This window comes from Acetobacter sp. DmW_125128, assembly GCF_008704325.1.
GTDB lineage: Bacteria > Pseudomonadota > Alphaproteobacteria > Acetobacterales > Acetobacteraceae > Acetobacter > Acetobacter oryzifermentans.
Genome location: NZ_VHOP01000004.1, coordinates 38,619 through 52,807 on the forward strand (window position 1 = coordinate 38,619; position 14,189 = coordinate 52,807).

Annotated in this window: 12 protein-coding genes and 1 pseudogene; 7 read left to right on the forward strand and 6 right to left on the reverse strand. The window is 45.3% G+C overall.

What is annotated here, in order from left to right; genetic code table 11:
• Window positions 1-444 precede the first annotated feature (444 nt).
• Window positions 445-1,395 (forward strand): porin, encoded by a 951-nt coding sequence (locus FKW19_RS01715; protein ID WP_193561118.1) that lies wholly within the window; start codon window positions 445-447, stop codon window positions 1,393-1,395.
• Between the two features lie 50 nt (window positions 1,396-1,445).
• On the forward strand, window positions 1,446-1,895 hold the full coding sequence (locus tag FKW19_RS01720; RefSeq protein ID WP_063354636.1) for a hypothetical protein: 450 nt from the start codon (window positions 1,446-1,448) through the stop codon (window positions 1,893-1,895).
• Window positions 1,896-1,926: 31 nt separating this feature from the next.
• On the opposite strand, the gene FKW19_RS01725 is transcribed toward FKW19_RS01720, so the two are convergent.
• Both FKW19_RS01725 and FKW19_RS01730 read right to left on the reverse strand, forming a co-directional pair.
• A complete protein-coding gene (locus FKW19_RS01725) occupies window positions 1,927-2,814 on the reverse strand; it encodes a DNA-binding response regulator (protein ID WP_089179641.1) in 888 nt (295 codons plus the stop codon).
• Entirely contained in the window at window positions 2,811-6,128 is a 3,318-nt protein-coding gene (locus tag FKW19_RS01730) for an ATP-binding protein (RefSeq protein ID WP_089179640.1), read from the reverse strand. The genes FKW19_RS01725 and FKW19_RS01730 overlap by 4 nt, the downstream gene beginning before the upstream one ends.
• A 139-nt stretch (window positions 6,129-6,267) precedes the next feature.
• On the opposite strand from FKW19_RS01730, the gene urtA reads away from it, so the two are divergent.
• The 5 genes from urtA to urtE are packed head-to-tail and all read left to right on the forward strand — an operon-like array spanning window position 6,268 to window position 11,812.
• Window positions 6,268-7,608 (forward strand): urea ABC transporter substrate-binding protein, encoded by a 1,341-nt coding sequence (gene urtA, locus FKW19_RS01735; protein ID WP_089179639.1) that lies wholly within the window; start codon window positions 6,268-6,270, stop codon window positions 7,606-7,608.
• Window positions 7,601-9,205: an urea ABC transporter permease subunit UrtB gene (gene urtB, locus FKW19_RS01740; protein WP_089179638.1), complete on the forward strand. Its 1,605-nt coding sequence runs from the start codon at window positions 7,601-7,603 to the stop codon at window positions 9,203-9,205. The genes urtA and urtB overlap by 8 nt, the downstream gene beginning before the upstream one ends.
• Window positions 9,202-10,341 carry an urea ABC transporter permease subunit UrtC gene (gene urtC / locus FKW19_RS01745; RefSeq protein WP_089179637.1) on the forward strand — a complete coding sequence of 380 codons (1,140 nt, stop codon included), beginning with the start codon at window positions 9,202-9,204 and terminating at the stop codon, window positions 10,339-10,341. The genes urtB and urtC overlap by 4 nt, the downstream gene beginning before the upstream one ends.
• Window positions 10,338-11,078, forward strand: a complete 741-nt coding sequence (urtD, locus tag FKW19_RS01750; protein WP_089179636.1) for an urea ABC transporter ATP-binding protein UrtD — start codon at window positions 10,338-10,340, stop codon at window positions 11,076-11,078. The genes urtC and urtD overlap by 4 nt, the downstream gene beginning before the upstream one ends.
• Before the next feature lie 38 nt (window positions 11,079-11,116).
• The gene (gene urtE, locus FKW19_RS01755; protein WP_006115808.1) at window positions 11,117-11,812 is read left to right on the forward strand and encodes an urea ABC transporter ATP-binding subunit UrtE; all 696 of its coding nucleotides are present in this window, start codon (window positions 11,117-11,119) and stop codon (window positions 11,810-11,812) included.
• Between the two features lie 223 nt (window positions 11,813-12,035).
• On the opposite strand, the gene FKW19_RS01760 is transcribed toward urtE, so the two are convergent.
• From FKW19_RS01760 to FKW19_RS01770, 4 genes and pseudogenes are all read right to left on the reverse strand, one after another.
• Window positions 12,036-13,061 (reverse strand): PD-(D/E)XK nuclease family protein, encoded by a 1,026-nt coding sequence (locus FKW19_RS01760; RefSeq protein ID WP_089179635.1) that lies wholly within the window; start codon window positions 13,059-13,061, stop codon window positions 12,036-12,038.
• 163 nt (window positions 13,062-13,224) lie between these two features.
• Window positions 13,225-13,452, reverse strand: a pseudogene (locus FKW19_RS15620) (WYL domain-containing protein); the annotation flags it as partial.
• A gap of 18 nt (window positions 13,453-13,470) precedes the next feature.
• Window positions 13,471-13,704 (reverse strand): hypothetical protein, encoded by a 234-nt coding sequence (locus FKW19_RS15625; RefSeq protein ID WP_238331222.1) that lies wholly within the window; start codon window positions 13,702-13,704, stop codon window positions 13,471-13,473.
• A gap of 21 nt (window positions 13,705-13,725) precedes the next feature.
• On the reverse strand, window positions 13,726-14,145 hold the full coding sequence (locus FKW19_RS01770; protein WP_116100210.1) for an MFS transporter: 420 nt from the start codon (window positions 14,143-14,145) through the stop codon (window positions 13,726-13,728).
• Window positions 14,146-14,189 lie beyond the last annotated feature (44 nt).

Consider the following 14,189-nt stretch of genomic DNA (forward strand, 5'->3'; position numbering starts at 1 on the left):
TTTCATTACATAAAATATTAAATAAAAATGTATCTCATGTAACCAATATATATATCATTTCGTAGGTTCATATTTGGATTTTCTCTTTCTAATTCGATCTAGGTAATTTCACCCATACCCCCAAAAAGATTCGTTATCGTAATGTAACGACATGGCCATTTGGCAATTATGGCTACAGGGGAGAAGGTCATGGTCGCGTTGCTATCGCGGTTTTCATTAAGTCGTAAAACAAAATTGTTTCAGTGTGGAACAACGATTCTGTCTCTTTGTGTCGTGGTCAGCGCAGCATTGCCGCAGTTATCCCATGCGGCGGCAACCTTTAACTTTGGTAAGGATCAGTTTTTTACCTTGGGTGTTGGTGTGCGTGGGCAGTACCTATCTAATGATCCCAACGCTACTCCGGCACATTCCGGAGCCGCTAGTGCTAATGACTTACGTATTTATATGGGTGCGCAGTTTCATAAATATGTAAAAAGCACGCTTAATCTTGAGCGTTTGCGTGATGGCAACTGGAATGTTTTGGACGGTATTCTTCAGGTTGAACCATGGAAGTTCTTTAATGTTTGGATGGGGCGGATGTTGACCCCAAGTGATCGATCCAACCTGGATGGCCCATATTTCCTGAGCACTTATGCTTTTCCCTTTGTGTCACAATATCCAGGGGCATGGTCTGGTCGTGATGATGGTATTACAGTGTGGGGCAAGCTGGTGAAAGACCATTTCCGGTATATGGCAGGTGTGTACCGAGGCCATAACTGGGTACAAGGAGGCTCAAATTATGGTGAGCATCCTTTGTTTGCTGCACGGTTGGAATATAACTTTCTAGATCCAGAGCCATCACCAGCCTATTATACCGCCAGCACTTATTACGGCAAAGCCGATATTCTTGCTATTGGTTTGGCGGGTCAGTACGAAACTGATGGCGTTGGTACAGCGCAGGATAAAGGTGATTACAAGGCATGGAATATTGACGGTCTTTTTGAAAAAAAGATCGGGAAAAATGCAAAGCATGGTGTGTATACGCTAGAAGGTGCTTATTATCAGTATTATACTGGTGGTGTGCAGGATATTGCTTCTGGCTATCGCCAAAGAGCGGCAGAATACGGGAATGTTGGTGGAATTAGTGATGGCACGGCTTTTCTTGCCAGTACAGCCTACCTTATTCCGTACACATTGGGCTGGGGGCGTTTGCAGCCGCTCGTAAGGTATCAGGAATTCCGCTTCAAAAAAGATTTGTATGGATCAGGGCATCCTAAAACGACACAGTTTGATGCCGGTGCAAACTATGTATTAGATGGTCATAATCTACGGTTTACGTTGGATTATGTTAGGTATCACGAAGCCAAAACAAAAGCCTCAAATGCCTTTCTGTTAGGTATGCAGCTTCAATACTAAAATCATATTTTCAGAACTTATCATTTTCTGAAAAATTGGGTGTTTAAGGGATGCCGGGAGATAACAAAATGCAGATCATGATGTGCCGTGGGCTGAAGGGAGCATTCGTAGTGTTCTGTGGTCTTTTTGCCGGGGCAGCATATGCAGAGTCAGATATTCGAAACCTTGATTGCCGACATCTTTTTGCGGAAGAGGTTAGGGTTTCAGACCAGGTATCTGCTCTAAAGAAGAAAAAGGTTGCTGCCGAAAAGAAAGGTAATGATACGGATAATAGCGGATTTTACGTAAAACTAGATCCTATTCCGGGTATTGGTGTGATGAACGGCATGACACTTACGCCAGAAGGTAAGCCTTTAAGGGAAGATATTTCTGATGAACGTATAAATAAGCTGGAATCACAGCTTGCAGATATCAGAAAGGCACAGGAACACAAAGTGTGCCCGGCGATGACGCTGCCAGATGCAGATGATGAACGCTTGTTGGATGAACAGGCACGATAGGCTTCTACATTAAAAAATCTAAGGGTCCTGCTTATTGTTGCTGCAGGATCCTGGATGCAGTTGCGGCCGCAGCAGAACGTGTGCTCAAACCTGTTTTATTATAAATCTGTTCAATATGTTTATCTATGGTTCTGGGGCTTACCAGCAAAATATCTGCAATATCACGGCTTGTTTTGCCGCGAGAAATCCATAGTAGTACTTCTGCTTCCCGAGCGCTTATATTCAGTGCTTCCTGTAAGGTTTTTTCCGGCAAGAGCGCATGAGAAGAAATTCGGAACAAAAGTTCATCTGTAGATGAAACACCCACAAAGGTGATAAGAACTTCATTTTCACCTACCTGCTTCTGGTCAATCACTTGCCCAGGTGGTGGAAGCGTTGGAAAGCGCCTTAGGATGGCAGGTAAATCAAGTTCATCTTTATCTAAAAGATCTGCCGCTTGGGGTGTGCGCCATAATAGATTACCTGCTGAAGTTGCTGCGAACAGAAAGCGACCAGCACTATCCAGTGCAGTTTGAGCGGTTCGAATACGAGCTGCCGCTTCTATATGCACGCTGATACGCGCGAGAGTTTCTTCTAGTCTTAAAGGTTTTGTAACGTAATCAACTGCTCCAGCTTCAAAAGCCCGAAGCACGTGTTCTGTTTCTGTTAAACCCGTCATGAATATTAGTGGGATAGATGAAAGGTGATAGTCCTGATGCAGTGTTTCGCATACTTCCCACCCTGTCATGCCGGGCATAAGAGCATCCACAAGAATAAGATCGGGCACTGTGCGTGCCACAACTTCTAGGGCGGAAGTTCCAGACTGTGCCAAAAGTACAGAATACCCATTATCAGAGAGTGTTTCATCCATCATGCCCAGAACAGATGGGTCATCATCAACGATTAGAATGGTACGACGTTGGGGGGATGAGCTTTTCATGCCTCGTCCTGCTCCAGTTGGATGCGAAGTGCTTCCAGTTGATAGGTGGCAGCCATTTTTGCCAGTGGGGCAATCATATCCCGTAACATAGGCTTTTCTGATTGCAGAGAGGCTAATCTTTCTCGCACTTGTTTTAGGTTGCCTCTATTCAAAGCAGCTAGCAAATAAAGACGTTCTTTTTCTGGTAAATGGTCAGTAGGTTTCTGAAATTCAGCTTGTTTTGGGTAGTCATCTATATAAGAATCTGGAAAGATCCATGATAAAGAAAGAATCTTTCCGACTTCCTGAATGAGGATTGAAAGATTAACCGGTTTTCCAATAACAGGACAATCCTCCAAGGAAGCCACATGCCGGTTGGCACTTTCTACAAGGTTACCAGTTAGAAACATGATGGGAATATGGGTTGCAGAAGTTTGTCGAATACGCAACGCAAGTTCGCGCCCATCCATTTCAGGCATTGTCAGGTCAAGTAACAATAAATCTGGGCATGCAAGATCAAGACAGTCCAGACATTCCCGTCCATTTTCAAAATCTCGTACATTGAAGCCGCAGCGCTCAAGGAGTTCCCGCATAATCTGGCGGTGGCTGGAGCTATCATCGACAATACCGATTGTACGTTTTGGCCCTTCATATCCGATGGGAAAAGCCGGCAGGATCGGTGAAAGTTGAATATCTTTATCTGGCAACATAAGGCGTAATTTAAAACAAGACCCTTTGCCCATTGTGCTGGTAAAGGTCAATTCTCCCCCCATCACTTCTGTTAAAAGTTTAGTGATAGTAAGCCCAAGCCCAGTGCCGGGAATATTGGCTGTTGCTGCTGCCCGTTCAAAAGGATCAAAAATACGTTCTTGATCTTCTATGGCAATTCCGGAACCTGTATCTTCTACGGTAAATTCAGCAATTTGTGCATGCCAGCGGGCAGAAAAAGTAACAGAACCCTGTTGTGTATATTTAATTGCATTTGAAAGCAGGTTGAGCAGAACTTGCCTGAGGCGATGCTCATCGCATGTTACAACAGATGGTAAAAACTGGGGCTTCCAGTAGAATTTTAGCCCTTTTGCCTGTGCTTGTGGGCGCATCATCTGAGCGACAGATTCTAAAAAAGCTGCAAGCGGGATTGTGTCAGAATGTAATTCAATGCGTCCTGCTTCAATCCGCGAAATATCCAGCAGGCCGGAAAGAATGCTTGTGATATGATCTCCGCTTTCCCGCATGATACTGAGTGTTTTCTGCCGTTCTGGAGGCATACGTGCGTCATGCTGTAAAAGCTGGATATACCCCATGATTGCATTTAAAGGAGAGCGGATTTCGTGGCTGATACCGCTAATGTAGCGCGTTTTTGCCAAACTGGCAGCTTCTGCTTTTTCACGTGCATTTTGTAATGCCTGATCCATACGCATACGTGCACGTATTTCGTTCATCAACAGGCGTGTTTGATGCAGTGTTTCCCGTGTTGCCGTTTTACGGCCTTCCTGCGCCATAACCAAAAGCCATGCGCCTATAACGCAGGCCAGAAACACAATGAGCAATGTGCCATCAAACGGCAGCCCGGTTTTGTGCGCAAGAAACCCAAGCACAAAAATGATACAGATAAGAAGGCATACAAATCGCCCACCGGGAGAAACAAGAATGCGCCTAAGTTTAGAAGGTAAGGTACGCAATGGGGCAGTGAGTTGGTATGAAAGGTGAGTTGCAATAGGTTTGCAACGATCATGACATCGCCCGTCAAGCGAGCAACATAGGGAACAAATGGTACCCCCATATGCTGGGCAGGATGTCATGTCTTCGGCTTCAAACTCATGCTCACAGATCACGCAGCGCATAACCGGCTGGGTATTCCATTCTGCGGGCTGTTTGCGTGCCGTGTAAGTGCGTCCATGGGTAAGATAAGCCAGAAGAGGCGTTGTGCCACAGGCAACAAAGAGTGTTAGAAATGGTGCAAAAGCAGCGGCATACACCCCTAGTAAATCAGACATGGCAAGGGTGCCAATGCCTGCTCCTAAAGCCCAAGCGCCAATGCCAACAATGTTGAGATCCGGCAGCAATGAGCGCTTAAATTCTATTTCTGATGGGCAAAGCTTTAAAGGTTTGCAAATGGTCACATCCCCAAGGATAACACCAATCCATGCGCATGCCAGAACGGCATAAAAGATGATACCTGTTTGGATTGTGTTTACCAATCCAGCTTCCATAAGAATCAGGGCAATGGTAATATTAAAAAGAACGTAAAAGACCCGTCCAGGATGAGAATGTGTAAGTCGGGAGAAAAAGTTCGACCAAGCGAGAGATCCTGCATACGCATTTGTAATATTGATTTTGATTTGAGACACAGCCACCAAAGCGATCGTAAGGGCTGTAGCAAGCTCTGGGGGCGTAAAACTGCTCCATGCCAAATGATACATCAAACCAGGTTGTGTGGCCTGTAAAGGTGAAAAACCTGCACGTAAAGCAACCCATCCAAGAAATGATCCGGCAAGAAGCTTGGCTGCATCCAGAACAATCCATGCTGGGCCACCTAAAATCAGAGCACTCCACCATTGCCGTTTGTTCTGTGCCGTAAGTGGAGGAAGAAAGCGCAAGAAATCAATCTGTTCTGCACTTTGGCAAACCAGAACGATCATAACAGAAGCTGCACTGCCAATAGCGAGAGTATCAATTCCTGATGTGTGTTGTAACAGCCCAGAAAAATGTGTCCACTCAGCTAACCAAAGTGGGTGTTGTATAATAAGTATGGATAACGGTAGAAGGTTAAGAAAAAACCATATAGGGAATGTAATAATCTGAAATTTTGCAATAAATGTTATACCTCGTGCAACCAGTGGGATGATAACTACCGCACATGCAAGATAGGCAAGCCATAATGGAATATTGAGAAGAATGTGTAAGGTGCCCGCCAGAATGGCAGCTTCTAAGCCGAAAAAGATAAATGTAAAACTGGCGTAAATTAACGATGTAACAGTTGATCCAATATAACCAAAGCCTGTTCCGCGCGTTAAAAGATCTACATCTAGGCCAGCTTTTGCAGCCGTTGCACATAACGGTAGAGTGATACAAAAAATAAGAACCGTTACAAATGTAATGGCAATAGCTGTATTGGTGAAGCCAAAAGCGAGTGTAAGTGTACCCCCGATAGCTTCTAGTGCCAGAAACGAGATAGACCCCAAGGCAGTAAAAGCTGCGCGCATGGGGGTGGCAGTGCGGGCGCTTCGGGCTGTAAAGCGCAGTGCATAATCTTCAAAAGTCTGGTCTGCTGCCCAGCGATTATATGCCCTGCGAGTACGCACGATACGCAGGTGGCTGGTATCATGAGGCAAAAGCGGATTCCTGATCTTCTGGATATCTTGTTATAGTATCGTAACATAGAGCCGTATGGGGCTATACGCAATCATGCGTATAGGAAAATACACCATGATGCGCTGACGTAGGGTCTAGCAGCAACTGGAGTGCTTTCTTATGTCCGACATCTTGCCAAAATTTTCCCGTCGTGCGTTTGGGCGCCTAGCCCTGGCATCATCAGTTGCAGCCATAGGCGCAGCATATCGGCCAAGCCAGGCCTTGGCAGCAGCTCCCACCGGGCAACCCATTAAAGTGGGTATTTTGCATTCCCTTTCAGGGACAATGGCTATTAGTGAAACAACACTAAAAGATGTCATGCTCATGCTGATTGCGGAGCAAAACCGCAAAGGTGGTTTGCTGGGGCGGCCTTTGGAGCCAGTGATAGTAGATCCGGCATCAAACTGGCCGCTATTTGCTGAAAAGGCCCGTCAGCTTCTTTCTGTTGATAAAGTAGATGCTGTGTTTGGGTGCTGGACCAGTGTTTCCCGTAAATCTGTGTTGCCGGTGTTTGAAGAACTCAACGGTATTCTGTTCTATCCGGTGCAGTATGAAGGGCAGGAATGTAGCCGTAATATTTTTTACACAGGTGCTGCGCCTAATCAGCAGGCTATTCCGGCGGTAGATTATCTGTTGAGCGAAGAGGGCGGTAACGCCAAACGTTTTGCTTTAGTTGGTACAGATTATGTTTATCCTCGGACCACAAACCAGATTCTTGCCAATTACCTGAAGTCCAAAGGCATTAAGGACGAAGATATTATGGTGAATTATACACCATTCGGGCAATCTGATTGGCAGACCATTGTTTCGCAAATTAAGGCGTTTGGAGCGGCTGGCAAAAAAACTGCTGTTGTGTCCACTATTAATGGTGATGCCAACGTTCCTTTTTATAAGGAGCTGGGTAACCAAGGTGTGTCTGCAACAGATATTCCGGTAATGGCATTTAGCGTAGGTGAGGAAGAGCTGGCAGGTATGGACACAACCTCATTGGTTGGGCAACTTGCCGCATGGAACTATTTTGAAAGCATTGATACGCCAGAAAATAAGTTATTCATCAAGCAATGGCATGAATTTACAAAAAATCCAAAACGCACAACAAATGATCCAATGGAAGCCCATTATATTGGCTTTAATATGTGGGTGCAGGCCGTAACCAAAGCAGGCACTACAGATCATGATAAAGTTATAGATACCATGATAGGTATTCGCCAACCTAATCTTACGGGTGGTGTAGCGCAAATGCTACCTAATCATCATCTCACAAAGCCTGTATATATTGGTGAAATTCAGGAAGATGGTCAGTTTAGTGTTGTTTGGAAAACACCCAGCACAATAGCTGGGCAGGCTTGGTCTCCGTGGGTGCCAGAAACTAAAAATCTGATCGGAGACTGGAGCAAGCCAATTTCGTGTGGGAATTATAATACAGCCACTAAAACGTGTATTGGTAAAAAGCATGCGTAGGTTCAGCCAGTTTCTGTGGGCTGGTGCTGTCTGTTTACTGCTTGCATTTTCAGGCATGCGAGTGGCAGCAGCAGACGAATTTTCAGGTTTGGAAAGTGGCCAGTTTAATGCCATAGCTGATACGGTTTCGGCTATGGTGGCTTCTGGTAATCCGCAAGCTGGAGCGGTTATAGATGCCTTGGAAAAACGGCATCTAGTTTATTCTCCTGCGGGTGGGGTTTTTATTCGGGCAGGCACAACCTATGTTGATGCTCGAACCGGTCAGTCTGTACAAAATATACCAGCCGATCTTAAACCTGTGCGGATGAATAATCATGTTCGCCAGGTTTTGGCGAGCGCAACTGCAGAACTGGAATTGCTTTCTCCAGAAGATACAGTGCGTTTAAAAGCCGCAACTCAAATGTATGCGCAGCATAATCCTGCCATGTTGCCGGTTATTCATCATGCTCTGGAGCGTGAAAAGAACAGTCATGTTCGGTTGAAACTTGAACAGGCAAATGCGGCAACAATGTTGGCACAACCTGTGCAACCGGGGCAGGAGGCCACACGTTTGGCTGCTGTAAAAACGCTTGGTTCAGCAGGAGATCTGGAAGCACGCGGCTTACTTGCTGTTGTAGCTGCATCTGATCATGAAACAGTGGAAGTGCGGAAGGCAGCGGCAAAAACTGTTTCCAGCATAGATTTGAAACAGCGTGTATGGAGCGTATTGCAAAATGCCTTTTACGGGCTGAGCTATGGGTCTGTATTGCTTTTGGCTGCAACTGGGCTTGCCATTACATTTGGCGTTATGGGTGTGATCAACATGGCTCATGGTGAGCTGATGATGATTGGCGCCTATACAACATGGCTGGTGCAGCAGGGTATTCGGGCAACCGTTCCGTGGTTAGAGCCTGTTTCCCTTTTAGTGGCAATTCCTGTTGCGTTCTGTGTGTGTGGTTTGCTGGGTATTCTTATCGAACGCGGTTTGATCCGCTTTTTGTATGGCAGACCGCTGGAAACTCTGTTGGCAACATGGGGGCTTTCTCTCATTCTTCAGCAGGCTATTCGGTCTATTTTCGGGCCTACCAATATCGCGGTTATAACACCTGCGTGGCTTTCTGGATCATGGATGCTTGGGAGTGTGGATATTACCTTAAACAGATTGGCAATTTTTGTTTTTGCCTTTTTGGTTCTGGGCGCGCTTATGCTGGTTATGCGCAAAACATCACTTGGCTTGGAAATGCGTGCTGTTACACAAAACCGCCGTATGGCAGCGTTGATGGGGATACGTACACCGCGTGTAGATGCGTTGGCTTTTGGGCTGGGGGCTGGGCTTGCTGGTTTGGCCGGGGTGGCTGTAAGCCAGATTGATAATGTAAGCCCTAATTTGGGGCAGTCTTACATTATTGATAGCTTTATGGTGGTGGTATTTGGTGGTGTTGGTAACCTGTGGGGCACATTAGCTGCGGCCATGACACTTGGTATGGGTGGAAAAATACTGGAACCCACTATTGGGGCTGTATCAGCTAAAATTGCCATTCTTGTTCTGGTTATTCTCTATATTCAGCGGCATCCGAGAGGTATGTTCCCTGTGCGTGGTCGGGGTGTAGAGTCATGAACGCGCTGTCACCTTCAACCACAAAGTCTTTTTCCGGCGCCATACGTATGGCTGCAGTGGCATTTGCGGTTACGATTGTGTTGGCGGGTGCAAGTTTACTTCCAGAAGCAAATCCACTCCATGTTTCAACCTTTGTTGTTTCATTGGCAGGCAAGTATTTGGCATATGCTATACTTGCTTTATCTGTTGATCTTGTATGGGGTTTTGCAGGTATTCTTACATTGGGGCATGCAGCATTTTTTGCATTGGGTGGTTATGTCATGGGCATGTACCTCATGCGGGAAATTGGCACCCGTGGCGTTTATGGTAATCCCAATTTGCCAGATTTTATGATCTTTTTATCGTGGAAGTCACTTCCATGGTACTGGTGGGGGAGTGATCATTTTGCATGGGCGATGTTACTGGTACTGATAGTGCCGGGTATTCTGGCTGGTGTATTTGGCTGGTTAGCATTTCGCTCTCGTGTTTCGGGTGTTTATCTTTCCATTATCACGCAGGCTCTAACATATGCTTTGATGTTGGCATTTTTTCAGAATGGTTTAGGCTTTGGCGGCAATAATGGCCTAACAGATTTTAAGGATATTTTAGGGGCGGATTTGCATTCACCTCTTACACGCGCAGTACTTTTAGTGGTTACTGGGGCTGTGTTGGCAGGGGGTTTGCTGCTCTCTCGGTGGCTTGTATCGGGCAGATTTGGTTATCTGCTGGTGGCTGTAAGAGATGCAGAAAACCGCACGCGTTTTTTAGGATACCGTCCAGAACAGGCCAAGCTGCTGATATGGGTTTTTTCGGCCATGGTAGCGGGCATTGGCGGCGCTCTTTATGTAACACAGGTGGGTATTATCAACCCTGGTGAGTTTGCTCCTGCCAATTCTATTGAGTCTGTTATCTGGGTTGCCGTGGGTGGGCGTGGTACATTGTCAGGGTCTGTGCTTGGGGCTGTATTGGTAAGTTGCGGTAAAACACTTTTTACCGCATGGTTGCCAGAGTTTTGGCTTTATGGGCTTGGTTTGCTCTTTCTTGTTACCACCCTTTTTCTCCCTCAGGGCCTTATGGGGTTGCGGCATCATCTTGTCAAAAAGCAGCCGGAGGAAGTTACGCCTGAAGTCTCTAACCCGGAAGGAGAAGAGGCGTGAGTCAAACACCTTTGCTGGAAATGCGTGATGTTAGCGTAGCTTTTGATGGTTTCCGGGCTATTAATGGATTGAACCTGACGCTGCATCCAGGGGAAATGCGGGCAATTATTGGCCCAAATGGTGCAGGCAAAACGACGATGATGGATATCATCACGGGAAAGACGCGCCCAGATACAGGCACAGTTCAGTTTTGTGGAGATGATTTGATCAAACTGGATGAACCAGAAATCGCTCGTTTAGGAATTGGCCGCAAATTTCAAAAACCAACAGTGTTCGAAGCGTTAACTGTGCAAGAAAACCTATTGCTTTCTTTAAGTGGTATTCGTGCACCATTTTCTGTTTTGCTTGCGCGTTTTTCAGGTAAAGAGCAGGAGCGCATAGACCAGATTCTGGAAACGACCCGTTTGAAAGATCATGCTGCCCGGCAGGCTGGTGGGATGAGCCACGGGCAGAAGCAGTGGCTGGAAATAGGCATGCTGTTAGGGCAGGAGCCAGACTTGCTTTTGGTGGATGAACCCGTAGCGGGCATGACAGATGCAGAAACCATGGCAACCGCGGAGTTGCTCCGAGAGATCAACCAAACACGTAGTGTGGTCGTTGTAGAACACGACATGGATTTTGTGCGTGCATTAGGGGTGACAGTAACGGTGTTGCATGAAGGATCTGTTCTGGCGGAAGGTAATTTGGAAGATGTCAGTCATGATCCAAGAGTTATTGAGGTTTATCTTGGACGCTAAAATGCTGAACCGTAAATGCAGAAAAGGAGAATGTCCTTATGCTTAGGGTTGAGGATGTGCATCTGCATTATGGGGCTGCCATTGCTTTGCGAGGTATTTCTTTAGAAGCATGCGCAGGCAAGGTTACATGTGTGCTGGGGCGTAATGGGGTTGGTAAAACCAGCCTTATGCGTGCCATTACAGGTATGCATGCTGTCAGTTCAGGTAAGATTGTATGGGAGGGAGAGGATATCACAAGCCTTTCCGCTTATGAACGTGCAAGGCGGGGCATTGCGACAGTGCCGCAGGGGCGCGATATTTTTCCTTTGCTGAGTGTGCGTGAAAATCTTGAAACCGGGTATGGCCTTCTAAAACGGCGAGACAGAAAAATACCAGACGAAGTTTTTGAACTGTTCCCTGTTTTGGGAAAAATGCTTAATCGACGTGGAGGTGACCTATCGGGCGGGCAGCAACAGCAGTTGGCTATTGCACGTGCCCTTATTATCCGCCCTCGGCTTTTGGTGTTGGATGAACCAACAGAAGGCATTCAACCCAATATTATCAAGGACATTGGCACTATTATCTCTATGTTGAGAGATCGTGGAGACATGGCCATTGTGTTGGTGGAACAATACTTTGATTTTGCATTTAATCTTGCTGATACCGTAGAGGTTATGGATAGAGGTAAAATTATACTTTCTGGGCAAGTTGCAGAAATGGATGCAGAAGAAGTGCGCGCCAACATTGCGATTTGAGGGAGTGGAACTTTAAGAAAATCCTCTGTAAGCGTTACGAAAAACGTGGTGTTCTGCACGGGCTTCAAACCCGTTTGCCTTAAGTGGTAAAGGGTTCACTTCGTGGGTAAACCCGTGGAGTAATCAAGATAATTCATTAAATTATTATGAGATTTCACAGGAGGCAGAAAATAGCCCCCTGTAAATTTCTGATTTTTTAAAAAAGATAAATGGAATACTTTTCTTACTTATCATCAGCAAAAGTTAAATCACTACGGGCCTTATCAATTACTGCCATTGCTTTACGTAGGAAAGTCACCGTGGCATCAAAATCAATGAGTTGATTTTTATTGAGTTGTATCCAGTTTCTTTCCGAACTGACAAGGGCTGCTGTCATAGAACGTCCATTTCCGCGCCTTACTGGAGGAGTTATTGTTATATCGCTCTCTTTGTTTGCGGCTTTAAGCGTTTTTAACCATCTGTTTCTAACAGACGATCGGGCGGCTGGTAGGTGTTTTTCTGTCCAGCAGCCTAATTTCATGACAAGAGATTTTTCTTCTATTTGCAAGTAGGTTTGCCAGCCAGACCAAGCCCCAAAATGCCACCAAGCTCCCATAAATCCGCCTTGTGCATTGGCAACATATCCCCAATTAAGATCCGGAAAAACTTCTTGAAGAGAGAGAAAAAAACCTTGCCAAGAATAACGGGACCAGTCGTTAGGATGAAGGTGGAGAAAATTTTGCGTTTCTTTTTCACGAAAATCAAGCAACGATAAAAAATCATTGAATATATTGTTTTCTAACCCACTTTCTTTAATTTTTATTAAAACATTCAAAAAATCTCTTCTCAAAAGAAGGTTGTATCCAGACTTTTTTGCTTTTTTATAATTCGATTGATTTCCTGTTTTGCAAAAAATCGGTAAGATTTTCCGGTTGGGGTAACGGGCTTGGATTGCAGTTTTATAGCGATCTAATTGGTTGCCATGTTCGGAAGTATCAGTTTTATCTTCGATAAGAAGAATGAGATTTTTGCCAATTTCAGCAACAATGTCCGCTGAATCAAGTTGTTTTTTAACAACGATATTTTCACTTGAAATGGGGTTCTCTTTGCTTAATTCAAGTAAGTAATTAACAAATATTTTTCCTGCATTATGCATTTTAAGGTCTTTGCTTGCACATGAGCTATCAGCCCAACTTAACAGCCAGCAAATAAAAGCATCTTGTGATAACTCTGATGTTGCCCAGCGGAATAAATTAGTATTATCAAACATAGGGTATTAATCCTCATAAAGATATTCATTTTGTGTAAATGCAATAAGTAATGCATGTTTACATTTTATGGTGTTCTATCGTTTTTGGTGAACATATGGTAGCAGAATGTTATTCTTTTCCTCTTTGTTTTTTACTCTTATAAATGAGCTCATAAAAAAGTGTTTAATGGTTCAATGCGTCAGAAATGGTCGTAGCTTTGTGATGTTGGAATGCTGCTTCTAGCATTTCGCAGAGTTTTTCTCGAAGAGAGTGGGGTTCAACAATTTCGACTGTGTTGCCCCAAGTGAAAAGGTGATTTGCTATCTCAAGTGATCCGTTTGCTACAAATTGAATGATGACACTTCCATCAGAGTGCAACGTGGTTGTTTGATTGTGGTGAAACAGAAAACGGGAAGCATCATAAGCAGCTTAGGGTTTAAAATGGAGAATAATTTTTTGAGGTTTCTCTTGGAAAACCCCGAAAGATTGGGCTGCACAATGTGCTGCAAAAACGGTAGCGATCATAACGATACTTTTCCGTGCGTCGCGTATCCAGACGAATGCTTTGAAGTCAGTGAGCCGGACATGGCTTTTCGCTGGAACAGTTGGAAGCATTCTCCACTGCATGACTAAAGCGGCAATGGCGATGATTGCGGCGGCCACAAATGCACCACACCAGGATGATTATTCGGCTACAAGAGATCCCATTGGAACCTCAAGGATCATGGCTGCCCTGACCCTTGCAAAAACAGCCGCGGCTGCCTTATGCGTCTTTTCCTTGGCACCGAGTTCTACTGCGACAGAAAGGCCCATCGCCCAGAATGCACCAAGACTGATACCGACTAGTGCCCGGCTAAGCAGTATCACTGCAAATGTCGGTGCCATGATGGCAATCAGGTAACCTGCGAGCAGAATAAGGGAGAGCCATAAAACAATCCTGCGACAATCTATGAGCCTTGAAAAAAGCATGACCTCAGGAGCGGAACGTGCTGCCATCATTCCAGGAACTGTCATGGTAAGCCCCGCCGTTCCGGAACTTACAGGAAATGTTGTCGAAATATCAGGCAGGATACCTATAGGAAGAAATTCAGTGGTGACTGACACAAATTATCCCAACGCCAGAGACAGGATGACCAGTTTCTGGCGAC

Excerpts from the sequence above, each read along its gene's own strand:
- FKW19_RS01725 (WP_089179641.1), bottom strand. The coding sequence starts at position 2,814 with ATGAAAAGCTCATCCCCCCAACGTCGTACCATTCTAATCGTTGATGAT.
- urtC (WP_089179637.1), top strand. The coding sequence starts at position 9,202 with ATGAACGCGCTGTCACCTTCAACCACAAAGTCTTTTTCCGGCGCCATA.
- urtB (WP_089179638.1), top strand. The coding sequence starts at position 7,601 with ATGCGTAGGTTCAGCCAGTTTCTGTGGGCTGGTGCTGTCTGTTTACTG.
- urtE (WP_006115808.1), top strand. The coding sequence starts at position 11,117 with ATGCTTAGGGTTGAGGATGTGCATCTGCATTATGGGGCTGCCATTGCT.
- FKW19_RS01720 (WP_063354636.1), top strand. The coding sequence starts at position 1,446 with ATGCCGGGAGATAACAAAATGCAGATCATGATGTGCCGTGGGCTGAAG.
- urtA (WP_089179639.1), top strand. The coding sequence starts at position 6,268 with ATGTCCGACATCTTGCCAAAATTTTCCCGTCGTGCGTTTGGGCGCCTA.
- FKW19_RS01715 (WP_193561118.1), top strand. The coding sequence starts at position 445 with ATGGGTGCGCAGTTTCATAAATATGTAAAAAGCACGCTTAATCTTGAG.
- FKW19_RS01760 (WP_089179635.1), bottom strand. The coding sequence starts at position 13,061 with ATGTTTGATAATACTAATTTATTCCGCTGGGCAACATCAGAGTTATCA.